This window comes from Pseudomonas sp. FSL R10-2964 (assembly GCF_009600035.1).
GTDB lineage: Bacteria > Pseudomonadota > Gammaproteobacteria > Pseudomonadales > Pseudomonadaceae > Aquipseudomonas > Aquipseudomonas bubulae.
Genome location: NZ_WIWH01000033.1, coordinates 23,713 through 48,362 on the forward strand (window position 1 = coordinate 23,713; position 24,650 = coordinate 48,362).

The 24,650-nt window shown below is 61.5% G+C and carries 22 protein-coding genes; 7 read left to right on the forward strand and 15 right to left on the reverse strand.

The features are described 5' to 3' along the window. Nucleotides 1-2: 2 nt before the first annotated feature. From GHN92_RS17835 to dctM, 4 genes are all read left to right on the forward strand, one after another. Complete coding sequence (locus GHN92_RS17835; RefSeq protein WP_095025854.1) at nt 3-830, forward strand: CoA ester lyase; 828 nt, start codon at nt 3-5, stop codon at nt 828-830. A gap of 76 nt (nt 831-906) precedes the next feature. Next, nucleotides 907-1,899, forward strand: a complete 993-nt coding sequence (locus tag GHN92_RS17840) for a TRAP transporter substrate-binding protein (RefSeq protein ID WP_095000527.1) — start codon at nt 907-909, stop codon at nt 1,897-1,899. A gap of 99 nt (nt 1,900-1,998) precedes the next feature. Beyond that, a complete protein-coding gene (locus GHN92_RS17845) occupies nt 1,999-2,637 on the forward strand; it encodes a TRAP transporter small permease (protein ID WP_150629039.1) in 639 nt (212 codons plus the stop codon). Next, nucleotides 2,634-3,914 carry a C4-dicarboxylate TRAP transporter large permease protein DctM gene (gene dctM, locus GHN92_RS17850; RefSeq protein WP_095000525.1) on the forward strand — a complete coding sequence of 427 codons (1,281 nt, stop codon included), beginning with the start codon at nt 2,634-2,636 and terminating at the stop codon, nt 3,912-3,914. The genes GHN92_RS17845 and dctM overlap by 4 nt, the downstream gene beginning before the upstream one ends. 466 nt (nt 3,915-4,380) lie before the next feature. Here dctM and GHN92_RS23885 read toward each other — a convergent pair whose 3' ends face one another. Both GHN92_RS23885 and GHN92_RS17860 read right to left on the reverse strand, forming a co-directional pair. Then, nucleotides 4,381-4,734 carry a peroxiredoxin family protein gene (locus tag GHN92_RS23885; RefSeq protein WP_178102642.1) on the reverse strand — a complete coding sequence of 118 codons (354 nt, stop codon included), beginning with the start codon at nt 4,732-4,734 and terminating at the stop codon, nt 4,381-4,383. A 4-nt stretch (nt 4,735-4,738) separates the two neighbouring features. Next, nucleotides 4,739-5,221, reverse strand: a complete 483-nt coding sequence (locus tag GHN92_RS17860) for a MarR family winged helix-turn-helix transcriptional regulator (RefSeq protein WP_170943704.1) — start codon at nt 5,219-5,221, stop codon at nt 4,739-4,741. Nucleotides 5,222-5,363: 142 nt separating this feature from the next. Between GHN92_RS17860 and GHN92_RS17865 the strand changes: the two genes are divergently transcribed. Beyond that, the gene (locus GHN92_RS17865) at nt 5,364-6,575 is read left to right on the forward strand and encodes a YeeE/YedE family protein (RefSeq protein ID WP_153380697.1); all 1,212 of its coding nucleotides are present in this window, start codon (nt 5,364-5,366) and stop codon (nt 6,573-6,575) included. A gap of 37 nt (nt 6,576-6,612) precedes the next feature. On the opposite strand, the gene GHN92_RS17870 is transcribed toward GHN92_RS17865, so the two are convergent. The 12 genes from GHN92_RS17870 to GHN92_RS17925 form a co-directional block, all read right to left on the reverse strand. Beyond that, complete coding sequence (locus GHN92_RS17870; protein WP_165484574.1) at nt 6,613-6,978, reverse strand: hypothetical protein; 366 nt, start codon at nt 6,976-6,978, stop codon at nt 6,613-6,615. Nucleotides 6,979-7,175: 197 nt separating this feature from the next. After that, nucleotides 7,176-8,690, reverse strand: a complete 1,515-nt coding sequence (locus GHN92_RS17875; RefSeq protein ID WP_153380700.1) for a nucleobase:cation symporter-2 family protein — start codon at nt 8,688-8,690, stop codon at nt 7,176-7,178. A gap of 96 nt (nt 8,691-8,786) precedes the next feature. Further along, complete coding sequence (locus GHN92_RS17880) at nt 8,787-10,145, reverse strand: 8-oxoguanine deaminase (RefSeq protein WP_095000519.1); 1,359 nt, start codon at nt 10,143-10,145, stop codon at nt 8,787-8,789. 556 nt (nt 10,146-10,701) lie between these two features. Further along, a complete protein-coding gene (locus tag GHN92_RS17885) occupies nt 10,702-12,405 on the reverse strand; it encodes an amidase (protein WP_153380702.1) in 1,704 nt (567 codons plus the stop codon). Between the two features lie 93 nt (nt 12,406-12,498). Continuing rightward, nucleotides 12,499-13,770 (reverse strand): OprD family porin, encoded by a 1,272-nt coding sequence (locus GHN92_RS17890; protein WP_153380705.1) that lies wholly within the window; start codon nt 13,768-13,770, stop codon nt 12,499-12,501. 62 nt (nt 13,771-13,832) lie between these two features. Beyond that, complete coding sequence (gene mhpT / locus GHN92_RS17895) at nt 13,833-15,026, reverse strand: 3-(3-hydroxy-phenyl)propionate transporter MhpT (RefSeq protein ID WP_153380708.1); 1,194 nt, start codon at nt 15,024-15,026, stop codon at nt 13,833-13,835. Nucleotides 15,027-15,189: 163 nt separating this feature from the next. After that, nucleotides 15,190-16,200, reverse strand: coding sequence for a 4-hydroxy-2-oxovalerate aldolase (gene dmpG / locus GHN92_RS17900; RefSeq protein ID WP_095000515.1), 1,011 nt, complete (start codon nt 16,198-16,200; stop codon nt 15,190-15,192). 10 nt (nt 16,201-16,210) lie between these two features. Continuing rightward, nucleotides 16,211-17,149 carry an acetaldehyde dehydrogenase (acetylating) gene (locus GHN92_RS17905; RefSeq protein ID WP_095018102.1) on the reverse strand — a complete coding sequence of 313 codons (939 nt, stop codon included), beginning with the start codon at nt 17,147-17,149 and terminating at the stop codon, nt 16,211-16,213. Between the two features lie 32 nt (nt 17,150-17,181). Continuing rightward, nucleotides 17,182-17,988 carry a 2-keto-4-pentenoate hydratase gene (mhpD, locus tag GHN92_RS17910; protein WP_095000513.1) on the reverse strand — a complete coding sequence of 269 codons (807 nt, stop codon included), beginning with the start codon at nt 17,986-17,988 and terminating at the stop codon, nt 17,182-17,184. A 14-nt stretch (nt 17,989-18,002) separates the two neighbouring features. Then, a complete protein-coding gene (locus GHN92_RS17915; protein WP_095018100.1) occupies nt 18,003-18,872 on the reverse strand; it encodes an alpha/beta fold hydrolase in 870 nt (289 codons plus the stop codon). A 17-nt stretch (nt 18,873-18,889) separates the two neighbouring features. Further along, nucleotides 18,890-19,843, reverse strand: a complete 954-nt coding sequence (mhpB, locus tag GHN92_RS17920; protein ID WP_095000511.1) for a 3-carboxyethylcatechol 2,3-dioxygenase — start codon at nt 19,841-19,843, stop codon at nt 18,890-18,892. A 1-nt stretch (nt 19,844) separates the two neighbouring features. Further along, entirely contained in the window at nt 19,845-21,503 is a 1,659-nt protein-coding gene (locus GHN92_RS17925) for a bifunctional 3-(3-hydroxy-phenyl)propionate/3-hydroxycinnamic acid hydroxylase (RefSeq protein WP_095039196.1), read from the reverse strand. Between the two features lie 140 nt (nt 21,504-21,643). Here GHN92_RS17925 and GHN92_RS17930 point away from each other — a divergent pair, with 140 nt between their 5' ends. Beyond that, a complete protein-coding gene (locus GHN92_RS17930) occupies nt 21,644-22,423 on the forward strand; it encodes a DNA-binding transcriptional regulator (protein ID WP_095000509.1) in 780 nt (259 codons plus the stop codon). Nucleotides 22,424-22,588: 165 nt separating this feature from the next. Here the strand turns inward: GHN92_RS17930 and GHN92_RS17935 are convergent, their stop codons facing one another. Continuing rightward, nucleotides 22,589-23,458: a LysR family transcriptional regulator gene (locus GHN92_RS17935; protein ID WP_095000508.1), complete on the reverse strand. Its 870-nt coding sequence runs from the start codon at nt 23,456-23,458 to the stop codon at nt 22,589-22,591. 154 nt (nt 23,459-23,612) lie between these two features. Between GHN92_RS17935 and GHN92_RS17940 the strand changes: the two genes are divergently transcribed. After that, nucleotides 23,613-24,650, forward strand: a complete 1,038-nt coding sequence (locus GHN92_RS17940) for an amino acid ABC transporter substrate-binding protein (protein WP_095000507.1) — start codon at nt 23,613-23,615, stop codon at nt 24,648-24,650.

Consider the following 24,650-nt stretch of genomic DNA (forward strand, 5'->3'; position numbering starts at 1 on the left):
TGATGGATAACACCAGCATTCGTTCAGCGCTGTTCGTCCCGGCTACTCGCCCCGAGCGGATACCCAAGGCGCTGCAAAGTGGCGCCGATCAGGTGATCGTCGATCTGGAAGACGCTGTGGCCGAGGACCTCAAGGCCCAGGCCCGCGCCAGTCTGGATGCTTTCCTTAATGACAATCCGCAGGCCAGGGTGCTGGTGCGCATCAATGCGCCGCAGCATCAGCAGCAGGCAGCCGATATCGAGTTGTGCCGTCGCCAGCCCGGCGTGGTGGCGGTATTGCTGCCCAAGGCCGAAAGCGCTGCACAGGTCGAACAGGCTGCGGCGTGTGGCAAGCCGGTGTGGCCGATTATCGAAAGCGCCAGGGGCTTGCTTGAATTGCCGGCCATTGCCCGGGCTCGCGGGGTGGAACGCCTGAGTTTCGGTGCGCTGGACCTGGGCCTAGACCTGGGCCTGGCCAGCGATACGGCTGGCGCGCAGCGCATTCTCGATCAGGCCCGCTACGCCATTTTGCTGCACAGCGTCCTGGCGCAACTGGCGCCGCCGCTGGACAGTGTATTTGCGGATATCAACAACAGCGCCGGCATGGCCCGCATGGCCGCCGATGCCAGGGATATGGGCTTTGGCGGCCTGCTGTGCATTCATCCTGGTCAGGTGGCAGTGATTCACGCCGCTTTTATGCCGCGTCAGGACGAGCTGGACTGGGCGCGGCGGGTTCTGGATGCGGTTGCATCCACAGGCGGGGTTTTTGTGCTCGACGGGCAAATGGTCGATGCCCCGGTCATCGGCCTTGCCCGGCGGGTATTGCGCCGGGCCGGTCTGCCTTGTAACTGAGGCCAGGCGAAGCGGTTAAACGCAGCACAGGCAACACCAGGCACTACCAAATCTATAACAACAAGAGGTATGTCCCATGTTCAAGCACACTCTCAAGGCTCTGGCCTGCGCATTGCCATTATTCGCAGGTTTTGCGGGCGCTGCCGACCCCATCAGCATCAAATTCGCCCACGTTGTCGCCGAGCACACACCCAAGGGGCAGGGCGCGCTGTTGTTCAAGAAACTGGCCGAGGAACGCCTGCCCGGGCAGGTCAAGGTCGAGGTCTATCCGAACTCCTCGCTGTTTGGCGACGGCAAGGAAATGGAAGCGCTGCTGCTGGGTGACGTGCAACTGCTGGCGCCGTCGCTGGCCAAGTTCGAGCATTACTCCAAGCCGATCCAGATTTTCGATTTGCCCTTTCTGTTCACTGATATCCAGGCCCTCGACCGTTTCCAGCAAAGCCCGCAAGGTCAGGCTCTGCTCAAGTCGATGGAAGGCAAGGGCATTACCGGGCTTGGTTACTGGCATAACGGGATGAAGCAACTGTCCGCCAACAAGGCGCTCTACGAGCCCAAGGACGCCCGCGGCCTGAAGTTCCGCGTACAGGCTTCCGCCGTGCTGGATGAGCAGTTCAAGGCCCTGCGCGCGGCGCCACGCAAGATGAGTTTTGCCGAGGTTTATCAGGGCTTGCAGACCGGTGTGGTGAATGGCACCGAGAATACCTGGTCCAACTACGAAAGCCAGAACGTCTATGAGGTGCAGAAGTTCTTCACCGAGTCCAACCATGGCGCCATCGATTACATGGTGATCACCAATACCAAGTTCTGGAATGGCCTGCCTGAAGAGGTGCGCAACACCCTGGATGCGGTCATGGCCGAGGTCACCGTGGAGGTGAACAAGCAGGCCGAGGCGCTTAACCAGGCTTCCCGCCAGCGCATTGCCGATTCCGGCAACAGCGAAATCATCATCCTTACCCCGGAACAGCGCGAGTTGTGGCGTGAAGCCATGCGCCCGGTATGGAAGAAGTTCGAGAGCGACATCGGCCCTGATGTGATCGCGGCCGCCGAGCAGGCCAACCAAAGCAGTTAATAGTCGCCAGCGCTGATTGCCGTCGGTGGTCCCGCAGGGGATCGCCACGGCAACCTTTGCTTTGTCGTTTCTCGACCGTTCTTTCAAGGGAGATTACCCATGCACGCAGCCGTTCGTGTCTGGAATCACGCGGAAGAAATGCTGGTGGCATTCCTGCTTGCAGGCATGACCCTGGTCACCTTCGCGTATGTCGTATTCAACAACCTCTATGGTGTTTTCTATTCCCTGGGGGACTCGCTGCCGTTCGCCAACGAGACCCTGCTCGGCATCGGCGACAGTATTCTCTACATCGCCCAGGAGATGACCTGGAGTGTGGCCCTGACCAAGGCCATGTTCGGCTGGCTGATTTTTGTCGGCCTGGCTTGGGGCGTGCGCATTGGCGCGCATATTGGCGTCGACTTGTTGGTGCGCCAGTTCAAGCCTGCCAATCAGCGGCGGGTGGCCTTGCTGGCAGTGGCCATTTGCCTGGGCTATTGCGTGCTGATGGCGTACTCCAGCGAGCAGTGGGTGGCCACGTTGTATGCCGTTGGCACCAGTGCCGAAGACCTGGACCGCTTCGGTATCAGGCAATGGCAAATCGTGATGATCGTGCCGATCGGTTTTGCCTTGATGTTTGTGCGTTTTCTGCAGGTTTTTATCCGCATCATTCAGGGCAAGCAGCAAGGCCTGGGCTTGCACAGTGAAGTGGAGGACGCCGTCAAACTGGCGGAAAACGACCAGCAGGGGACTCCAAAATGACTATTGCCTTCCTTTTTGTCGCCCTGTTCGTGCTGATGTTTGTCGGTATTCCGGTGGCGATTTCCCTGGGCTTGTCCGGGGCCATGACCATTCTGTTCTTCAGTAACGACTCGGTGCGTTCGCTGGCGATCAAGCTGTTTGAAACCAGCGAGCACTACACATTGCTGGCGATCCCGTTTTTCCTGCTATCGGGTGCATTCATGACCAGCGGCGGCGTGGCCCGGCGCCTGATCGATTTCGCCAACGCCTGCGTCGGGCATATCAAGGGTGGCCTGGCCATTGCCGCAATCCTGGCCTGCATGCTGTTTGCGGCGCTGAGTGGCTCTTCTCCGGCCACGGTGGCGGCGGTGGGCTCGATCGTTATCGCCGGCATGGTCCGTTCTGGCTACAAGCAGGATTTTGCTGCCGGTATCGTCTGTAACGCCGGGACCCTGGGCATCCTGATTCCGCCGTCGATCGTCATGGTGGTTTACGCTACCGCCACCGAAACCTCGGTGGGCAAGCTGTTTATGGCCGGTGTTGTGCCGGGTCTGTTGCTGGGGCTGGTATTGATGGTGACCATCTACATCCTGGCGCGGGTCAAGGACATGCCATCGCTGCCCCGGGCCTCGTTCAAAGAAATCGTCACCGCCGGGCGCCGTGCCGGCTGGGGCCTGATGTTGATCGTGATCATTCTCGGCGGTATTTACTCGGGCATGTTCACCCCTACCGAAGCGGCTGCTGTGGCGGCGGTGTATGCAGCGTTCGTGGCGATCTTTATCTACAAGGACATGACCGTCCGCGAATGCCCGAAGGTGATTGTCGAGGCGGGCAAGCTGAGCGTGGTGCTGATGTTTATCATTGCCAACGCCATGCTTTTTGCCCATGTGCTGACCACCGAGCAGATCCCGCAGTCGATTACCGCCTGGGTGGTGGAGCAGGGCTTTACCCCGATTGAGTTCCTGTTGGTGGTCAATATTGTGCTGTTGGTTGCAGGGACTTTTATGGAGCCTTCGGCAATCATCCTGATTCTGGCGCCGATCCTGTTCCCGATTGCCATGCAATTGGGCATTGATCCGATCCACCTGGGCATCATCATGGTGGTGAATATGGAAATTGGCCTGATCACCCCACCCACCGGGCTAAACCTGTTTGTCACCTCGGCGGTCACGGGCATGCCGCTCACTCGAGTGGTACGTGCGGTATCGCCGTGGTTACTGGTGATGCTGGCGTTCCTGGTGCTGGTGACCTATGTGCCGTTTGTGTCGCTGGCGTTGCCGAATTGGCTGGGGATGTAGCGGGCGGGCGCAGGGAATAGTGTGGGAGCGGGCTTGCTCGCGATGCAGGCGACGCGGTCTGGCAGGCTCACCGTATGGATGCCATCGCGGGCAAGCCGCGCTCCCACAGGTTTTGTGTCGTAGTTAAGAGCTGCGGTTTGCAGGATCCGTTGTGGGAGCGGGCTTGCTCGCGATGCAGGCGGCGCGGTCTGGCAGGCTCACCGTATGGATGCCATCGCGGGCAAGCCGCGCTCCCACAGGTTTTGTGGCGCACACATGAGCTGATGCCTGCATGCACGCTACTTGGGTCAAACGCGGCCGACTGCCGCAATCAATTCCTCAGGCTCCACCCGTTGCGCGTAGTCCAGGTTGAAGAACGCTTCGCGTATTACCGCATCCTGGTCGATTACAAATGCACTGGCCAGTGGCAGTGTCAGCGAGTCAGACCCGTTGACGCTCTTGAGGTCCGCACCAGGGAACGGTAGATTTAGTCCAGTTCGCCCTCAAGCTCGAAAACAATGCCGTACTGACGGGCAAGGTGGTTGCCGATATCACTGAGCAGCAGGTAAGTGATCCCCAGCGCTTCACGGGTTTTACCCGTGAACTGCGGCGTCTGCGCCGAGACGGCAACCAGCGTCGCCCCCGCGGCCGTCAGATCACTGACCATCTGCTGGTATGCACTCAAGGCCTGATTGCAGAACGGGCACCACAGGCCTCGGTAGAACACCAGTACCAACGGCCCCATGTCGAGAAAATCGCGCAGATCGACGTTCTGCCCGTTTTCTTCCTTGAGTATCGCCAGCGGCGCCTTGTCGTTGGCTTGCAACGCTTTGCTGCTCAAATGGCTATCGACCAGCTTTTGTAGCGAGGTCGAGCGCTTGGCTGGCCGAGAGGCAATAGATCGACTCGGCCAGGGCCTGGCGTTGCCCGGGAGGCAAGTCCTGGATCATTCCGCTGATCCAGGCGGTGTGCTCGACAAAAACGTCATCGACCACGCGCTTGCCTTGCGCTGTCAGCGTAATAATCAATTTGCGCCGGTCCGTCGGGTCGGTTTTGCGCTTGATCAACGCGGCGCGCTGCAAACCATCGAGCAGCCCGGTGACCGTTCCCGTGGTAATCGACAATCGGGTCGCCAGTTCCAGAGGGGAGAGCTTGCCTCCCGCGTTTTTGAGGGTCAGCATGATGACAAAACGGCCCTCCGACAGGTTGTAGCTGGCCAGCCGTGTTGCGCAGGCGCGATTGATCGCCGCTGCCGCCGAGAGCAACTCGAAACACAGCTTTACGCTGTCCCTGACCTCGGGCGCTGCGCTCTCTAGTTCACGCAGCATGATGTGGTGCTTGTTCTCTAAAATATTCATAAGGCGCAGTTTATCTTGGCGCCTTACTAAGTCAAACGGTTAGGCCGCAGCCCCGCCTGGGGTATACTTTGCCGCCACGCAATTCAGCCAAATCATACGTATCGGGATTTCCATGAGTCGTTCTCTTTCCATAACCCCTGGGCGCAAACCGCTTGCGCCGCTGTTGGCCTTTATCTTGTTGCTGCAGGGCGCTGTTTTCCTGCAAAACAATGTCGGTACGCGCCAGGTGTTGTTGCTGATCGTCGGCGCGGCGCTGGGCTTGACCCTTTATCACGCTGCATTCGGTTTTACCTCGGCCTGGCGAGTCTTTATCAATGATCGCCGTGGTGCAGGCCTGCGCGCGCAAATGGTGATGCTGGCCGTGGCTGTGGTGCTGTTTTTCCCCGCGCTGGGAGCGGGCACCCTGTTTGGCCAGCCGGTCGTCGGGCTGGTGGCGCCGATCGGTGTGTCGGTGGTGTTCGGTGCGTTTATTTTCGGCATCGGCATGCAGTTGGGCGGCGGGTGTGCGTCCGGCACCCTGTTCACTGTCGGCGGCGGCAATGCGCGCATGCTGGTGACCCTGTTGTTCTTTATCTGTGGATCATTAATCGCCACTCAGCATGTTGACTGGTGGTTTGCCCTGCCTGCGTTTCCGGCGACCTCTATCGTTAAAAGCTTCGGGGTGGTTCCCGCCTTGCTGCTGAGCCTGGCCGTGTTCGCGATCATCGCCGCAGTGACCGTACGCCTGGAGAAATCCCGTCACGCCAGCCTTGAAGCAGGGGTGACCAGTGAACATCAGGGCCTGCGCCGCTTTTTGCGTGGGCCGTGGCCTCTGGTCTGGGGCGCGATAGGTCTGGCGCTGCTGAACTATGCCACGCCGGCACTGGCCGGGCGGCCGTGGGGTATTACTTCGGCGTTCGCGCTGTGGGGAGCCAAGGCGGCAAGCGGACTGGGGGTTGATGTTGGCAGTTGGGGGTTCTGGCAGATGCCGGGCAATGCCAAGGCACTGGCCGCGCCGGTGTGGGAAGACATCACCAGCGTAATGGATATTGGCATAGTTCTCGGTGCGTTGTTGGCCGCCGGCCTGGCCGGTCGTTTTGCTCCCAGCCTGAAAATCCCGCCGCGCTCGCTGCTGGCGGCAGTGATTGGTGGCCTGCTGCTCGGGTATGGCTCGCGTCTGGCCTACGGCTGCAATATTGGCGCGTACTTCAGCGGCATCGCCTCGGGCAGCCTGCATGGCTGGGTATGGCTGGTGGCAGCGTTTATCGGCAACACGGTGGGCGTGCGCCTGCGACCACTGTTCTTTACCGGCGAGCGGCCACAGGCGGCGTTGAGCGGCTGCTAAAAAAGGACAGGGGCTGCTTTCTCGGCAGCCGTTTTTTTCAGCGACGATAGTCGCGGTGATGGTTGTCGTAGCGCTGGTGCATGGCCCGGTCATGACGGCGGCGCTCGGCTTCGCGGCGGGCTTGCTCCCGACGCCATTGATCGCGACGCCAGTTTTCTCTGCGGCGATCGTCTCTGCGAGCTTGCCAGCGGTTGTCATACCGGTGGTGGTCGTCGCGGGCAAGCAGGGGCGCTGTCTGTTCAGCGGCCAGCCTTGGCCAGGGATTGGCAGCCGTCGTCTGAACGGCTCCAGGTTCAGTAGCAAAAACCGCGGGCGGGGTCTTTGTCGGTGTAGCTGATGCCGAGCCCATTGCCGCAAACGCGAACAGGCTCAAAAGCACCATCCGTGGGGCGTGGAATTTCATGAGCGAAGATAACCTCTGAATATCATTCGAATGTGTCGCCATCTGCTGACTGACGCCTGGAGCTCGCGCTTGTCGCGCAGATACGCGTACTCACATAGACAGATAAACAGGGAAAAGTTCGCATGCCGGCTGTTTGTGTAAATCGGCGCAGTATGCAAAACGGCGCCTGAGCGCCGTTGTGCCGGGTTTAAGGCAGGTTAGTGTTCTTGCTCGAAGCTCTTTTTACGCAAGGGCGGGGACTGTTCGTAGTGCTCGTCGGACTCCACCACGGGTACTTCCTTGCCATTGCAGTCGAACAGCTTGCCATCGCGAAATACATCGCCATCGTTGAGGCAGCTGATATCCCGGGAGCGCAGGATACGGTCGCTGGCGGCGACGAATACCGACTGCTGGTCGGAGTTGCCGGCCCGCAGATGGTTGAACAGCAGGTTGAGCAGGATGGCCATGATTGCGGCCGAGCTGATGCCGGAGTGGAAGATGGTCTCGAACCAGGTCGGGAAGTGCTGGTAGAAGTTGGGCGCTGCAATGGGGATCATGCCGAAACCGATCGATGTGGCGACGATGATCAGGTTCATGTTGTTGCGATAGTCCACCTGCGCCAGGGTGCGGATGCCGCTGGCGGCGACGGTACCAAACAGGACCAGACCAGCACCGCCAAGCACGGCAGTGGGCACGGCGGCGACCAGGCGACCCATCACCGGCAGCAGCCCCAGTGTCACCAGGATCAGGCCGCCGGTGGCCACCACATAACGGCTCTTGATACCGGTCACGGCGACCAGGCCAACGTTCTGTGCAAAGGCGCTCTGGGTAAAGGAGCCGAACAGCGGCGCCAGGGTACTGGAAATCATGTCTGCGCGCAGGCCGTTGCCAAGGCGTTTGGCGTCGACCTTGGTGTCGATGATTTCGCCCACTGCCAGGATATCGGCGGAGGTCTCGACCATGGTCACGATAATCACGATCAGCATCGACAGGATGGCTGCGAGGCGGAACTCGGGCATGCCGAAGTGCAGCACCTCGGGCAATGCGACCAGCGGGCCTTCCAGCACCCGGGAGAAGTCGGTCATGCCCACGGCCGTGGCAACCAGTGTGCCGATAACGATAGCCAGCAGAATCGACAGGCGTGAAATACTGGCGCTGCCCAGCTTGCTGAGCAGCAGCACGAGCACCAGGGTGATTGCCGCCAGGCCGATGTTGGCCATGCTGCCGAAGTCAGGTGACTGACTGTTGCCGCCCATGGCCCAGCGCGCCGTGACCGGCATCAGGGTCAGACCGATGGTGGTGATGACGATGCCCGTCACCAGGGGCGGAAAGTACTTGGTGATGCTGGAAAACAGCGGTGTGATCAGCAAGCCGATCACGGAAGCCACGATCACCGCCCCGAACACCACCGGCAGGCCTCCTGCGCCGTCACCGCCAATGATGGCGACCATGGTGGAGACACCGGCGAAGGACACCCCCTGCACCAGCGGCAGGCGACAGCCAAAGAAAGGGATACCCAGTGTCTGCAACAGTGTGGCCAGGCCACCGGCGAACAGCGAAGCGGCGATCAGCAGGCCAACGTCGGCCGATGAAAGGCCGGCTGCCTGGCCAATGATCAGGGGCACCGCAATGATGCCCCCATACATTGTCAGGACGTGCTGCAGGCCGTAGGCCAGGTTGGCGCCAGTACCGAGGTTTTCGTCTTCTGGACGAGGGGAAGCGGTAGAAGTCATGGTGAGTAGCTCGCTTTTGTTATTTTAGATGCGTCTAACAGCACGTTCTCAGTTGCATCCGTTGAGCCCTGTCAGGAACTCAACGGCCTGAAGGGGTTATTCACCGCTGACCAACTGGTGGGCCAACTGGTTGTGGCGTTCCAGCACCCGCGGCAGGTCGACGGTGGTGAGGTGGCCATCCCTGACCACCACGCGACCATTGATCACGCTGGTATGGACCTGGGTCGGGGTACAGAACACCAACGCTGCCAGCGGGTCGTGATGGGCTCCGGCGTAGGCCAGATGGCCCAGATCGAAAGCGACAAAATCCGCCACCATGCCCGGTGCCAGTGCACCAATATCATTGCGGTTAAGCACCTTGGCGCCCCCCAATGTGGCAATTTCCAGCGCCTCGCGAGCGGACATCGCATCGGGGCCAAAACCCACCCGCTGCAACAGCAGGGCCTGACGTACTTCACCAATCATGCTGGCGCCATCGTTGGACGCAGAACCGTCAACCCCCAACCCCACCGGCACGCCGTGGTCGCGCATCCTGCGAATCGGCGCGATCCCCGAAGCCAGGCGCATGTTCGAGCACGGGCAGTGGGCGACCCCAGTACCGGTGCGGGCGAACAGCTCGATGCCGTGCTGGTCGAGTTGTACGCAATGGGCGTGCCAGACGTCGTGGCCGACCCAGCCCAGGTCTTCGGCGTACTCGGCAGGGGTCATGCCGAACTTCTCGCGGCTGTAGGCGATGTCACTGACGTTCTCGGCAAGGTGGGTGTGCAGCGAGACCCCGTACTGGCGGGCGAGTACTGCGGCCTCGCGCATCAGGTCGCGGCTGACCGAGAAGGGCGAGCAGGGCGCCACGACCATGCGCAGCATCGAGCCATGGCGGGGGTCGTGGTAGTCCTCGATCAGACGCTGGGACTCTTTGAGAATATGGCTTTCTTTCTCAACCACCGAGTCGGGCGGCAAGCCGCCCTGGCTACGGCCCACGCTCATGCTCCCGCGTGCGGCGTGAAAGCGCATGCCGATCTCTGCAGCGGCATGGATGCTGTCGTCCAGCTTGCAGCCGTTGGGGTAGATATACAGATGGTCACTGGAAGTGGTGCAGCCAGAGAGAATCAGCTCGGCCATCGCCGTCTGGGTCGAAACCGCGATCATTTCCGGCGTGAGTCGCGCCCAGATTGGATACAAGTTGTTGAGCCAATTGAACAACTCGCCGTCCTGGGCTGCCGGTACAACGCGGGTCAGGCTCTGGTACATATGGTGGTGGGTGTTGACCAGGCCCGGGATAACCACCTTGCCGGTCATGTCCAGAATCACGTCGGCCTGTTGCGGCAGGGATTCGCTGGGGCCGACCTGCTTGATCAGGTTGTCTTCGATAAACAGGCCGCCGCGCCGGATTTCCCTGCGTTCACCATCCATTGTGACCAGCAGTTCTGCGTTCTTGACCAGTAAAGTCTTTGCCATGGGTATTCCTCTTCCGTTTGGAGTTTGCTTTCAACGTGATGCGGTTGCAGGCATCGGTTTTCGGCTTGAGCCAAGCCCTGGCAGCCGGATGCAGCATGGCTGGGCAGGGGCGGTCGGTTCACTGGCACACCCATGGGCGCAGTGAATACGCGATGACATGCGCCGGTAAGGCGCGTTGAATTGAAGCGGCTGTGCAAGCTGCATGGTGTTTGACCATCGCAATACGCAGCGGCGATTGCCGGAGTCGTAGGCGTGCAATGATGTAACCAGAATTGGTTATTATTGTATACAACTAAAAATGCAGTGATGTTGTCGATTGTGACCGGGGGCTGGCAGGGGAGAAAATTTGCTGGAGTCTGGAGAGTCGATCAGGAGCGGGTGCGGGGGCGGGTAATGTGGGAGCGAGCCTGCTCGCGATGCAGGCGACGCGGTCTTTCGGGCAATGGGGATGTCTTCGCGAGCAGGCTCGCTCCCACAGGAATTGCGGGGTGTTTTTACCACCCGGTGTGAGGGCGGGACCTATGAGCGGCGCTGCTCACAGATCCCGCCCATGCCATCACGTCAACGCTGGTGTACGCGGTGGGATCATGCGTTTGCTGCCGGTTGCCTCAAATGCCGAAGCAAAGCGCAGCAATGTCGAATCGTCATAGGCGCGACCGGCAAACGTCAGCCCCACCGGCATGCCGATGTCGGCCATCACGCCCATGGGCACGGTCACGGTCGGTACGCCCAGATGGCGGATGGCCAGGTTGCCGTTGGCCACCCACACGCCGTTGCTCCAGGCGATATCCGCCGACGCCGGGTTCACATCCGCATCTGCCGGGGCCACATCGGCCACGGTCGGGAACAGCACGGCATCCAGCCCCAGGCGATCCATCCAGTCTTCCAGGTCGATGCGCCGGGTTTTTTCAAGGCCGCGCAGACCGTCTGGCACGCTACTGATCTGATCCCACGGGGTAATCCCGCGCTGGGCCATGCGCACGTATTCGTCCATGCCTGCCGCCAGTTCGTCTTCACGGTTGGGCAGGGTGCCCGGGTCGTGAGGGAAAATCAGCGGCCCATCAACGTCGGCCAACCGGTTGAGTTTAGGGTCACCGTTGGCGCGCAGGAAATCATCGAACGCCCACGCGGACAACTCCCAAAGCTCGTCATGCATAAACTCTTTGGACACCAGCCCGCGGGTGAACACGGTTGGCGCGCCGGGGCGATCGCCTTCGCAGTTGGAGACCAGCGGGAAGTCCACTTCAATCACTTCTCCGCCCTGGGCCTCGATGGCCTTGCGCGCGGCTTGCCACAGGTCGATCACCGAGGCACGGGTGATGATGCGTTGCCCGGTGGGGCCGCCGATGCCCGGTGCTTCGGATGTGCCGGCCTCGGGGTCGGCATTGATATACATGCGCGGTACGCCAAAGCGTTTGCCGGCCAGTGCTTCGCTGCCGGCATTGAGTTGTGCATAGGAGGCCGGACGCACCGAAGCCACACTCGGAATCGCTACCCAGGGCTGCAGGCGCCACAGGTCTCCACGGGTATCAGTATCTTCAGCCACGACCACATCGAGCACTTCGAGCAAGTCGGCCATGGTGCGGGCAAAGGGCACCACCACGTCCATGGTCGGCGTCAGCGGCCAGTTGCCACGTACCGAAATCACGCCCCGTGAAGGCGTGTAGGCGCACAGGCCGTTGTTGGACGCCGGGCCGCGCCCGCTCGACCAGGTTTCTTCCGCCAGGCCGAAGGCCGAGAAGCTGGCCGCCGTGGCCGTACCCGCACCGTTGGACGAGCCGGAGGCAAAAGGTGCCGTCAGGTAGTGGGCGTTGTACGGGCTTTCAGCGCGGCCATAGACCCCGCGCTGCATACCGCCGTTGGCCATGGGCGGCATATTGGTCTTGCCCAGGCAGATGGCACCGGCACCGCGCAGGCGCTCGATGGTGAAAGCATCGCGGTACGCCACCAGGTCCTTGAAGGCGGGGCTGCCCGACGCGGCGGTCAGGCCCTTGACCAGGTAACTGTCCTTGGCGGTATAGGGGATGCCGTCCAGCGGGCCGAGGGCCTGGCCCTTGGCACGGCGGTCGTCGGAGGCCTGCGCCTCGGTCATTGCCAGGGGGTTGCGCACCACCACGGCATTGAGGGCGGTGGGGGTGTCAGCTGTGTCGTAGGCGTCGATCCGCGCCAGATAAGCCTGTACCAGTTCTACCGCCGTGGTCTGGCCGGATTCGAGCGCGGCGCGCAGTTGGGCTATGGACACCTCGGTGACTTCAATCATGGGCTTACCGCTTGAGGACAATGGGAAACCGCAGAGCTTAGCGAAACTCCTGCCTGCACAGCCAGCCCATGTCGCATGTGTGGTCGCAAATAGTCACCACCATTTCCAGGTGTAATCGATATTGAGCCGCAGCTCGTTGTCATCGCGGTGGCTGGCCTGGGCGGTGAAGTCGTTGCGGTAGCAGGCGTTGCGCAGGCGCAGCGACAGATCCTTGAGCGGGCCGCTTTGCAGGACATACCAGACTTCGATGTCTTTTTCGCTCTCGCTCAGGTTCGAGCCGCCAAACCTGGCCAGCTCGATATTGTCGCCACTCACGTAGCGCAGCATGCCGTTGAGGCCCGGCGCGCCCATCCCGGCAAAGTTGTAGTCGTAGCGCACCTGCCAGCTGCGTTCCTTGGGGTTGAGGAACTCGGAACTGAGGGTGCCCTCAGTGATCACCAGCGGTTCGGTGCCAAACAGATACGGCATGCCAGTCTTGCCAGTCAGTTGCATATAACCGGCGCCGAATTTATGGGCGCCCAGGCTGTAGGTCAGCATCAGTGCGGCATTGCGGTTGTCCACCGCCCCGGCTTTGGCTGCGCCGTCTTCGCCAGTAATAAACAGGCGAAAATCGCTTTTCAGGCTGCCGGGGCCCAGCTTGCGATTATCGACTAAGCCGTAAAAGTCCTTGCGGTACAGTTGCGCGAGTTCGGCGTGGTAGTACTTGAGAGTCAGTTGCGCTGACCAGGCATAGTCGCCGCCGATAAACATAAAGCGGTTGGACTCGGCCGCACCATTGAAGCGGCCATTGGGCGAGCCGACAGACATTTTCTGGTAGTCGGTTGAGTCGCGCAGGTTGATGCGGTCCAGCCAGCCGACGTGCAGCGTCAGTTGATCGATGTCCTGGGACTTCAGGTAGGCGCCGCGAAACGTCTGTGGCAGGAGGCGGGTAGGGCTGGCGAATGCGATCGGCAAAAAGGTGCTGATGGTGCCCACTTGCAGCTCGGTTTGCGAGGCGCGAACCTTGGCGGTCAGCCCCAGTTCCGAGTACTCATCGGCAGGCTCGCGGGTGTTGGCGTCATACGGCAGCAGGCCGGTGCCGGTGCGGGCGCGTGAGGAATCCAGGCGCACACCGAGCAAGCCTTGCGCGTCCAGGCCAAAGCCCACCGGCCCTTCGGTGTAGCCCGAACGCAGGTTGAGGATAAAACCCTGTGCCCACTCTCGGGCCGCAGCCTGCGGGGTTGCATTGACGTAGTTACGATCGAAGTAATAGTTGCGCATCACCAGGTCAGCGTGGCTGTCATCGACAAAATCGCTGGCCACAGCCGTGGTCATGGATAAAACCCAGGTGCAGGCGCTGAGCGCCCGAAGAACAGTCTTGAGCATGGCAGGTTCACTTTTATTGTTATGGGGGGTGGAGCACTGCGCGCCTTTCGGCGCGCAGGTAGTCAGTCGGGTGATGCTGCGTTGCGCCGCACCGATAGGTAAAACATGGCCACGGCTGCAATCACGATGCCTGGCGCCGACGCCAGCATCACCCCGGCGGTGCTGGTGCCCAGCGCGAGCATCTTGCCGGCCACCAAGGGGCCGCTCATGGCACCGAGGCGACCGATGGCCACTGCGCTGCCCACGCCCGTGGCGCGTATCGAGGGGCGATAGAAATGCGGTGCCAGGGCGTAGAGCACGCATTGACCTCCGGTGGCAAAAAAACCGGCAATAAAGCCCGCCGCCAGCATGCCCGGCAGATGGCTCGCCAACCCAAGGGCGGTCAGTGACACCAGGATGCCCACATAGATCAGTGCCGATAGCGCCCAGGCGGGCAGGCGGTCCATGACCCAGCCCAGAAACAGGGTGCCGGCTGCTGCGCCAATTTGCAGGGCAAGCATCACCCAGCTGGCCTGGCGCCCGGTGAACCCCTGGCCGATCACCAGGCTGGGCAGCCAGTTGATCAGGATGTAGACCACCATCAGGGTAAAGAAATAGCTAACCCAGATAAGCGTAGTCGGCAGTGCCGCGCCCTCGCGAAATAAACCCCGAACCACACCGATGGGCGCCTCGCCCTGAACGTTGCGAAACTGCTGCGACTCGGGAAGGTAGAGCCCCAGCAGCGGCACGATCAACAGCGGCACCACGCCACCGACGTAGAACACCACTTGCCAGCCACCGGCCAGGTCGGCGATGCCGATCAGGGCGGCCAGCGCGGCGCCCAAAGGCACGCCGCAATACATGAGGCTTACCGCCGTACCGCGCAGGCGCGGGCCAGCCACTTCGCTGGTGAGGGCGATCAGGTTGGGCAGGGCGGCACCGAGGCCAACGCCGGTGAGGCAGCGTGCGACCAGCAGGCTGTTAATGTCCCAGGCCAATGCGGTGGCAAGGGAGAACACCCCGAACAGCCCCACCGAGGCCATCAGCACCCGTTTGCGGCCAATGCGGTCAGCCAGCCACCCACCGGCGAACGCACCGGGCAACAGACCGAAAATTCCGGCGCTGAACACCCAGCTCATATGTAATTTATCCAGTTCGAACGCGGCAGCCATGCCTTGAGCAGCGATCCCTGCGGCCTGTAGATCGAGGCCTTCCATGAGGGCAACGAGAAAACACAGGCCGATGGTGCGGGCCATTTGCAGATTGAGTGAAGTCATGGGCTGTACCCGTTTTATTGTTGTTATGGATGAAGCAGCGTTAACCCCTGTTTCTGTGGGAGCAGGCTTGCTCGCGATTGGATCAATGCGGTTCGTCAGGTAAACCGCGTTGCCTGCATCGCGAGCAAGCCCGCTCCTACAAGGGGGGGGGGTAAGGAAGGCCTTAGCGTTTGAGCAGGTCCAGCGCCACGTCGACGATCATGTCTTCCTGGCCGCCCACCATCCGCCGCTTGCCCAGTTCGACCAGGATGTCCAGGGTCTTGAGGCCGTACTTGGCCGCAGCGATTTCGGCGTGGCGCAAGAAGCTCGAATACACCCCGGCATAACCCAGCGCCAAGGTCTCGCGGTCGACCCGCACCGGGCGATCCTGCAACGGTCGGACAATGTCATCCGCGGCATCCATCAGCGTGTAAAGGTCTGTGCCGTGGTTCCAGCCCAGACGCTCGGCGGCGGCGATAAACACTTCCAGCGGGGCATTGCCGGCCCCGGCCCCCATGCCCGCGAGGCTGGCATCGATCCGGTCGCAGCCTTCTTCAACCGCCGTAATCGAGTTGGCTACGCCCAGCGACAGGTTGTGGTGGGCATGCATGCCGGTTTCGGTTTCAGGCTTTAGCACGGCCTTGAACGCACGGAAGCGATCGCGAATGTCCTGCATGTTCATCGCTCCGCCCGAGTCGGCCATGTACACGCAGGTCGCGCCGTAGCTCTCCATCAGTTTGGCCTGGGCCGCCAACTGATCGGCAGGGATCATGTGGCTCATCATCAAAAAGCCGACAGTGTCCATGCCCAGTTCCCGGGCGTACTCGATGTGCTGTTTCGAGACATCGGCTTCGGTGCAGTGCGTGGCGATGCGCACGACCCGGGCCCCGGCGTTGTACGCAGCCTTGAGGTCATGCACCGTGCCGATGCCGGGCAACAGCAGGGTGGTGATTTTTGCGTGGCTGATCACGTCCGCCGCCGCTTCGATCCATTCCAGATCGGTATGGGAGGCGAAACCGTAGTTAAAACTCGAACCTTGCAGACCATCGCCGTGGGCCACCTCGATGGCGTCGACGCGGGCCTTGTCCAGGGCGCGGGCGATGTCCTGCACGTTCTGCAACGAGTACTGGTGGCGCACGGCATGGCTGCCGTCACGCAGGGTGACGTCGCTGATATAGATCTTTTTATCGTTCATGGTTTTCCCCTCAGACGTTGAGCATCGACAGCGCCATGCGCTCAGCGGTGGCCAAGGCTGCAGAGGTCATGATGTCGAGATTTCCGGCGTAGGCCGGCAGGTAGTGGGCGGCGCCTTCGACTTCCAGAAACACCGAAGTCTTGAGCCCGGAATATCTGCCCAGTCCGGGAATGGTCAGCGGCCTGTCTTCAGGGATTACGTCAAACTGCACGCGTTGCTTGAGGCGATAGCCCGGCACATAGGCTTGCACGGCTGCCGCCATTTCGACGACAGACGCCTCGACCAGTGCCTGGTCTGCGGCTTCGCTGAGTACAAAAACGGTATCGCGCATGATCAGCGGCGGCTCGGCAGGGTTCATCACGATGATCGCCTTGCCCTTGGTTGCACCGCCAATCACTTCGATGGCCCTGGAGGTGGTTTCGGTGAACTCGTCGATATTGGCGCGGGTGCCGGGGCCGGCAGATTTACTGGCAATCGAAGCGACGATTTCGGCGTAATGAACCTTGGCCACACGGGACACGGCGGCGACCATCGGAATGGTTGCCTGGCCGCCGCAGGTCACCATGTTGACGTTCAACTGGTCCAGGTTCTGCTCCAGATTGACCACCGGTACACAGTACGGGCCGATGGCCGCCGGGGTGAGGTCAATCAGGCGGATGCCGGGTTTGATCGCGCGCAGAAAAGCGTCGTTCTTGACATGGGCACCGGCCGATGTGGCATCGAACACGAAGTCGATGTCCTTGAACACGTCCATGCGCGTAAGGCCTTCAACGCCTTCGTGGGTGATTGCAACACCCATGCGCGCAGCACGGGCCAGACCGTCGGAGGCCGGGTCGATGCCAACCATTGCGCCCATTTCCAGGTGCCGGGCATTGCGCAGGATTTTAATCATCAGGTCGGTGCCGATATTGCCGGAGCCGATGATGGCGACCTTGAGTTTCTTGTTCATTATTGTTGCCTCAGTTGCACGCAAGTCGCCGATTACTCGGCGCTGCCGTGTTGCGAGAAGTCCACACCGACACTGCCGATGCCTTCGATATGCGCTTCGAAACGATCACCGGCGGCCACGGCCACCATCGGCCCCAGTGCGCCGGTCAGGATGATGTCGCCCGCTTGCAGCGGATTGCCCAGGCGCGCCATGGTGCAAGCCAGCCATACGGCCGCATTGAGCGGATGGCCCAGGCATTGCGCGCCGCTGCCACTGGAAACTTCTTCACCATTGCGGGTCATGCACATGCCCGCATTGCGCAAGTCCAGCCCATCAAGGCTGCGGGCCGGGCCGCCGAGTACGTAGCAGCCGCTGGAGGCGTTATCGGCCACCGTGTCGACAAAGCGGATGTTCCACTGCTGCACGCGGCTGCCGACGATTTCCAGAGCCGGCATCACCCAGCCGGTGGCGGCCATGACCTCGTCGAAGGTGGTGTCGGAGTGGGGCAGGTCATGTTTGAGGATCAAGGCGATTTCAGCCTCGATCTTGGGCTGCAACACGCGATCGATGGGTACGGTCTGGTTGTCGCCGTAGCACATGTCGGCGAACAGAGTGCCGAAGTCCGGTTGGTCCACGCCCAGCTGCGCTTGCACCTTGGGGTTGGTCAGGCCGATTTTTCGGCCCACCACCCGGCGTCCATTGGCGACGCCGTGGGCGACATTGATCTGCTGGATGGTGTAGGCGGCTGTCGCGTTGTCCTCACCGATCAGCTCGCGCAGGGGGGCGATGGCACTGCTGTGGGTTTCGGCGTGGCGCAGGTCGGCGGCCAGTTGGGCCAGTGTTTCGGGAGTCGGGTTCATGGCGGTCTCGGTTATCAGTGGGTCAGGAAGTCCAGCACCATGCGGTTGAAGGTGTCGGCGTGTTCCCATTGCGCCCAGTGGCCGCAGCGGTTGAACACGTGCAGCTGCGCGTTGGGCAGCCCTGCCAGCAGGCGCAAGCCGGTATCCATCGGCACAAAGCGGTCTTCGCGCCCCCAGACCAGCAGGGTTTCGGCGCTGATTTCGTGCAGGCGATGGCTGAAGTCGGGAAACTGTTTGGGATTGATGGTGCTGCTTTTTACGAAGTTTTCCAGGTGGTCGCGGCGCGCCAGGAGGTTATCCAGACGGGTCTGGAACAGTTCTTCGGTCAGGCTGCTGGTGTCGAAAACGAAGACGCTCATCATCTTTTTCAGGTTCTCGATGGTCGGCTCGCGGTACAGCGCACCGATCAGCTTGATGCCTTCGGTGGGCTGGGGCACAAATGCGCTCGGGCCGCCGGTGCCGCCGCCCATGAGGATCAGTTTGCCGATGCGCCCGGGGTTTTCCAGAGCGAAGGCCACGGTGCTGTGGGCGCCCATCGAGTTGCCGATGATGTGCACGCGGTCAAGGTCCAGCACATCGAGCAGGCCCTTGAGCGCCGACGCATTGAGGTTGGAGCGTGAGCCTTCGCTCACCACCGGGTCGCTTTTGCTCCAGCCCGGGCAATCGAGCAGGATCACCCGGTAACCGGCAGTCACCAGCGGTTCGATGTTGCGGTTGAAGTTGGCCCAGCCGCTGGCGCCGGGCCCGGAGCCGTGGAGCATGACCACGGTCTCGGCACCCTGGCCGACGTCGTTGTAGTGCAATTGCAGGTCCAGGTCGCCTTCCTTGATACGGGCAAAGCGGCTGGTCGAGGCTTCAGTGAATACGCTGGCAGTGGCAGTCATGGCAGTGATCCTTGAATTCAAAGGGGGTGGGTCAGCGGCTGCGCGCCAAGGGCGCCGAAGCCTGCAATCCATTCGGGAATCGGGCGGTAGTAGCGGCCTTCGGTTTGGTAGGGGCCAAAGGCGGACAATGCGGCGAATGCGGCGACCCAGGTTTTCACCTCGTGGGTCGATTTACCGGCGAGCGCCGACAGCGCGTCATTGCCCAGTGCATCGAGGTCGCTCAAGCGGCCCTGCTCCAGCGTGTCGAGAAACTGCTGGTCCCAGACCGGGTTGAGCGGGTGCAGGCTGTTCTGGTCCTCGACGAAGTGCCGGGCGGCCTGGATGACCCGCTGCTGGCGTGCGGCGCGTTCATCGGCGGGCAACTGGCGGCCGCTGCCCATCAAGCGGTCGGCCATGCGGGCATCGACCTTGGCCAGTTCTGGCACCGGAGGCTGATGGGACAGGCCTCCGGACGCCAGGAACAGCACGCGCAGGTCCAGTGATCTGGCCCACTGGCCGATGGCCTCGCCCAGCAGTCGTGCCCGCTTGAAACCGGGCAGGGGCACGGCTACCGAATTGATGAAGACCGGAATCACCGGGCAGGTGCGCAACCCGCCCAGCAACAGTTCCAAGGGTTGGGCAAAGGCATGATCGACTTGCATTCGGTAGGACACGGCGGTGTCGATACCAGCCTCCATGACGGCTTGGGCGCAGGCTTCGGCCAGGGCTTTGGGTACGTCGAGGGGGCCGGCTGCGGTGTCGAAATCGCCGATGGCATCGGCGGCCATGCCAATGCAAAAAGGCGGCATGACGTCGTAGAAAAAGCCGTTGTAGTGATCGGGCCCCAGGAGCACGATCAGTTGCGGATTGAAGCGGGCGATGCGTTCGCGGGCATTGCGGATCATGCAGTCCACTTCGGCCAGCACTTCGGGGGCCGGGTCGACGTAGCCCACCAGCGGCGTGTGTGACAAACAGTGCAAATAGGCGCTCATCTCAAGCCACCTTGCTGACGGCTGGCGTCATCTGGATGTGTGGCTGCACGTTGAGCGCCAGGGCCAGCTCATTGCAGGCCTTGCCGAGCGTTTGCGGTGTGGCCAGCCCGGCGAGGAAGCGATCAGGGCGCAGCAGGGCAATGGACGATGAGCCGCGGGCGAACCACTCGCGCAGGCGGCCAGTGCTGTCGCCGACCCGAATCACGTCGTTGCCGGCGTCGCTCGGGGCCCTGAGCTGGACATCCGGCAGCACTTGAATAAACCGCGTACCCAGGGTTTTCCATTGAGCAATCTGCGCCGTCGTAAGGCCCCAGGTCGGGTCGCAGCCCCAGGCGATAAAGGCGAAATTCTCGCCGATCACTTCATCGAGGAGCACGGTCGCACCGGCGTCGGTCAGTACCTTGGGCTGAATGAACATCTTGCCCACCGGCGAGCCTTTTTCGCTCGGCACGATCAGAGCGCCACGGCTGTATTGCGGCATGGGCTTGAAGCGCATCTCGACGAAATAGCGTTTGACCGGCGGCACATAGTTGAGCAGCCACGACACGCCATCGCGCAGGGTGCCCTGCCAGCGCTTGGGGGGGGCCAGTACGTGGCCGGCCAGTACCGAGAGGTCGATCATGGCCTTGGCGTGATCCCGGCGCTCCAGCTCATAGCTGTCGAGCAGGCGGTCATTGGCCAGGCCCTTGATCACCAGTGACAGTTTCCAGGCCAGGTTGGAGGCATCGCGCATGCCGCTGTTGTAACCCTGGCCCTGCCAGACTGGCATGATATGCGCGGCATCCCCGGCCAGCAGTACCCGGCCCTGACGGAAGCGGCCTGCGAGGCGGGCGTTGTGGGTATAGACGCGGCTGCGAATCAGCTCGATGCGATCCGGGTCCGGCAGCACTTTGGCCAGCAGCTTGCGCATGTTTTCGGGCTTGCTCAGCTCGGCCTCGGTCTCACCGGGCATTACCATAAACTCAAAGCGACGCACCCCGTGGGGCAGGGCGGCGGACACGTAGGGGCGCACCGGGTCGCAGCACAGGTACACATGGGGTGTGCTCAGGGGGTCGTTGGCGATATCCACGACGATCCACTGATTGGGCGCAGTCTTGCCTTCAAAACTGATGCCAAGGCTGCGCCGCACCAGGCTGTTGCCGCCATCGCAGCCAATCAGGTACTTGGCCTGCAGGCGTTCGCTGCGACCCTCGGCGTTTTTCAGTGTGAGTTGCACACCGCTGTCGCTTTGCTCGAAGCCATCGAGTTCGCGACCGAACAGTACCTTGACGTTGTCAAAGCGTTGCAGGCCTTCGAACAGCACGCGATCAGCCAGCGGCTGAATAAAGGCGTTACGGCGGGACCAGCCAAACTCATCGGTCTTGGGCTGGATGTCTGCAAAGCAGCGACCTTTGGGCGTCATGAAGCGCATCGCATGCCAGGGCGTGGTGTGCGGCAGCACGTTATCGGCAAGGCCGACGGCCTGGAATGTGCGCAGGCTTTCGTCGTCCAGGCCAATGGCGCGCGGGTAGTCGATCAGGCTGTCGAGCTTTTCCACCAAGGTGACGTTTACACCACATTGGCCCAGGTAATTGGCGATCATCAGCCCGACAGGACCCGCTCCGACAATGGCGATATCGGTGCTCAGGTCCAAGGTGGAAGCAGTGGGTGCAGAACTCATGGGTATCTCCGTACAGCGCTTTTTTTGGATTTCTTGTTGGGCGCAGTATGGAAATCGCGAAGCTGGTGAACAACGAGAACCCTTGCTAGGGTGCACTCAGTGCACATCGTTGATTTACCGATAAAAATAATGGGAAACACATGAGCGAAACCGAATACAAGGCCGTGCGGGGCCTAATGCGCGGGTTGTTACTGATCAACGGTCTCAACCGTTTTGACGGGGGCGCCAGTACGGCTCAGTTGGCCGAGCAGAGCGGTTTGCACCGTACTACCGTGCGTCGTTTACTGGAGACGTTGCAGGCCGAAGGCTACGTGCGCCGCAGTGAATCGGATGACAGCTACCGGTTGACCCTGAAGGTGCGTGAGCTGAGCGAAGGCTTTCGCGATGAACAGTGGATTTCTTCGATTGCTGCGCCCTTGCTGGGTCAATTGCTCCAGCAAGTGGCCTGGCCCACCGACCTGTGCACCCTGGATGGCGACGCGATGGTGATTCGCGAAACCACTCACCGTTTCAGTCGCCTGTCGTTTCACCGTTCGATGGTGGGGCGCCGCTTGCCCTTGCTGATGACCGCGACCGGGCGGGCATACTTTGCGTTTTGCCCGCCGGCCGAGCGGGAAGAATTGATCGAGTTGATGATCAGTCGGGACGACTCGCAGTCGGCGCTGGCGGCGGATCGCCGATTCGTCGAGCGACTGGTGGAGCACACACGCAGCAAGGGCTATGGCGAAAACAACGCGCACTGGGGAGAAGAGCGCAAGATCGCGGCGATTGCGATCCCGGTGATGCATGAGGAGCGGGTGATGGGTTGCCTGAACCTGGTGTATATCGCCAAGGCCATGCCGGTCGAGGAAGCTGCACGGCGGTTTTTACCGGCGATGCAGGAGGTGGTGGAAAAGATTCAGGTCGGGTTGGTTCAATAGCCTTCTCAGGCTCATATGATTTTCACGGGGTTAAGGCACAGGCCATGTGAACAGTGCCAAACCTGTGAGAGCAGGTTTGCCTTCGATGCAGACGCACGGTGCGGCAGGCAAACTGCGGTGCTGCCATCGCGAGCAAGCCCGCTCCCACAAAGGGGGTGCGTGTGGCTAAAGGCGCTGCCAGAGCGCTTCTGCCTGGGGGTTGCGGTTGTCACGCCAGCGCACCAGGATCACTTCCAGATGGTCGGACTCCATGTCCGGGTACACGCGCACCAGTTCACCGCGCTCAATCAGCGGCGCCACCATGCTGTGGGGCATGCACGCCACCCCCTGGCCACTGGCGACCATCGGTTTGAGTGCCTCGGACACCGTGGCCTCGAATACCTGCAGCAAACGCTGAGGCTGGGGGTGACGGTTGATCTGGGTACGCGACAGTTCATGCAATTGCGCACTGCGCGAATAGCTGAGCAGCGGGATCGGTTCGTCGGTCTGGGTGCAATGCGCCGCCAGTTGCGGAGTGGCCACCCAGTACAGCTCGTCATGACCCAGGGACTTGACCTCGAACTCGCTCTGGCGCGAGTAGGGTGCGGTCTTGGTGTCGCGATAGAACAGGATGAAGTCGCAGCGCCCGGACATCAGCGCCATGTAGTAGTCGTCGGTGCTGCGATAGCCCGTGTCGATACGGGTGAACAGCGGCGCCTGCGGGCTGTTCAACTGGCTGATCCAGCCCGGGAAAAAGTTGCACGCCAGGGTATGCAGCGAGGCAAAGGTCAGCGGCCGGTTGAGCACCTTGACGCTTTGCTCGCAGTCGCGGGCCATGCGTACCAGCTCAACGGCATTGGGCAGCAGCGCTTCGCCAGCAGCGGTCAGGCGCACCGGGTTGCGCTCGCGGTCGATCAGGGTCGCGCCCAGGTGGGCTTCCAGCAATTGAATGCGTCGGCTCAGCGCCGATTGCGATGAGTTGCGCATGCTGGCCGCGGCCGTGAACTTGCCGGTATCGGCCAGGGCGAGAAAATCTTCGTACCAGTCAATGTTCATAGACTTATTCCAATATTCGATAGCCCGTCCAGCATAGTGGATCAATTGCCGCTATCCGCGCCATGCCGCCGTCTTTATTGTGCACCTAAACCGCCACCTGCCGTTGGATTGTGGTTGACAGGCATAACAAGAAGAATTTTAAAAGGGCAATGATATGCACAAATTGAATAGGGCCAAGCTTTTGCTGGGGGCTCCGCTGTTGGCCCTGCTGTTGACCGGTGCCCAGGCTGCCCAGGCAGGTGTGCTGGACAAGGTCAAGGCCCATGGCAGCGTGCGCTGCGGGGTCGCAGGTGACAAGCCGGGGTTTTCGCTGATCGATGACAAGGGCCGCTGGACCGGTATGGACGTAGACCTGTGCCGCGCTGTGGCCGCTGCGGTGCTGGGGGATGCAGACAAGGTCGAGTACCTGACCACCACCGCCAAAAACCGCTTTACCGCCCTGGCTTCCGGGGAGATCGACATTCTGTCCCGTGCCGCTTCCTGGACCGCTGAACGCATAGCCAACCTGGGCGTGGACTTCACCACGGTCTGGTTCTACGACGGCCAGGGCTTTATGACCCACGCTGCCGACGGCATCGAGAAACTCACCGACCTGGACGGTGCCACTTTCTGCCTGTCACCGGGCACCACCTCCGAGCAAAACCTGGAGGACTATTTTGGCCGCCGTGGCCTGACTTACAAAACCGTGGTCATCGAAAAAAGCCCCGAACTCTACGCTGCCTTCCAGCGCGGGCGCTGTAACGCCATTTCCAATGACTCTTCGGGGCTGGCGGCGCGTTTGGCGCTGATGAACAACCCCAAGGACTATGCGCTGCTGCCCGAGGTGATTTCCAAGGAGCCGTTGGGGGCCTTTGTCGCACAGGGTGATACGGTCTGGCGCAATATTGTGACCTGGACCGCCTATGCCCTGATGACCGGCGAAGAACTGGGCGTGACCTCGGATAACGTCGACGAGTTGCGTGGCAACAAGAGCGCATCCACCGATATCGCCCGTTTGCTGGGCACCGAAGGCACCATCGGCAAGTCCTTTGGCCTGGACAGTGACTGGGCCTATCGCGCCCTCAAGCAAGTCGGCAACTATGCGCAAATCTACGACCGTAACCTCGGCCAGCAGACGGCATTGAACATCCCGCGCGGCCTCAACCGCAGCTGGAAAGACCATGGCCTGATGTACGCGCCGCCGATTCGCTGA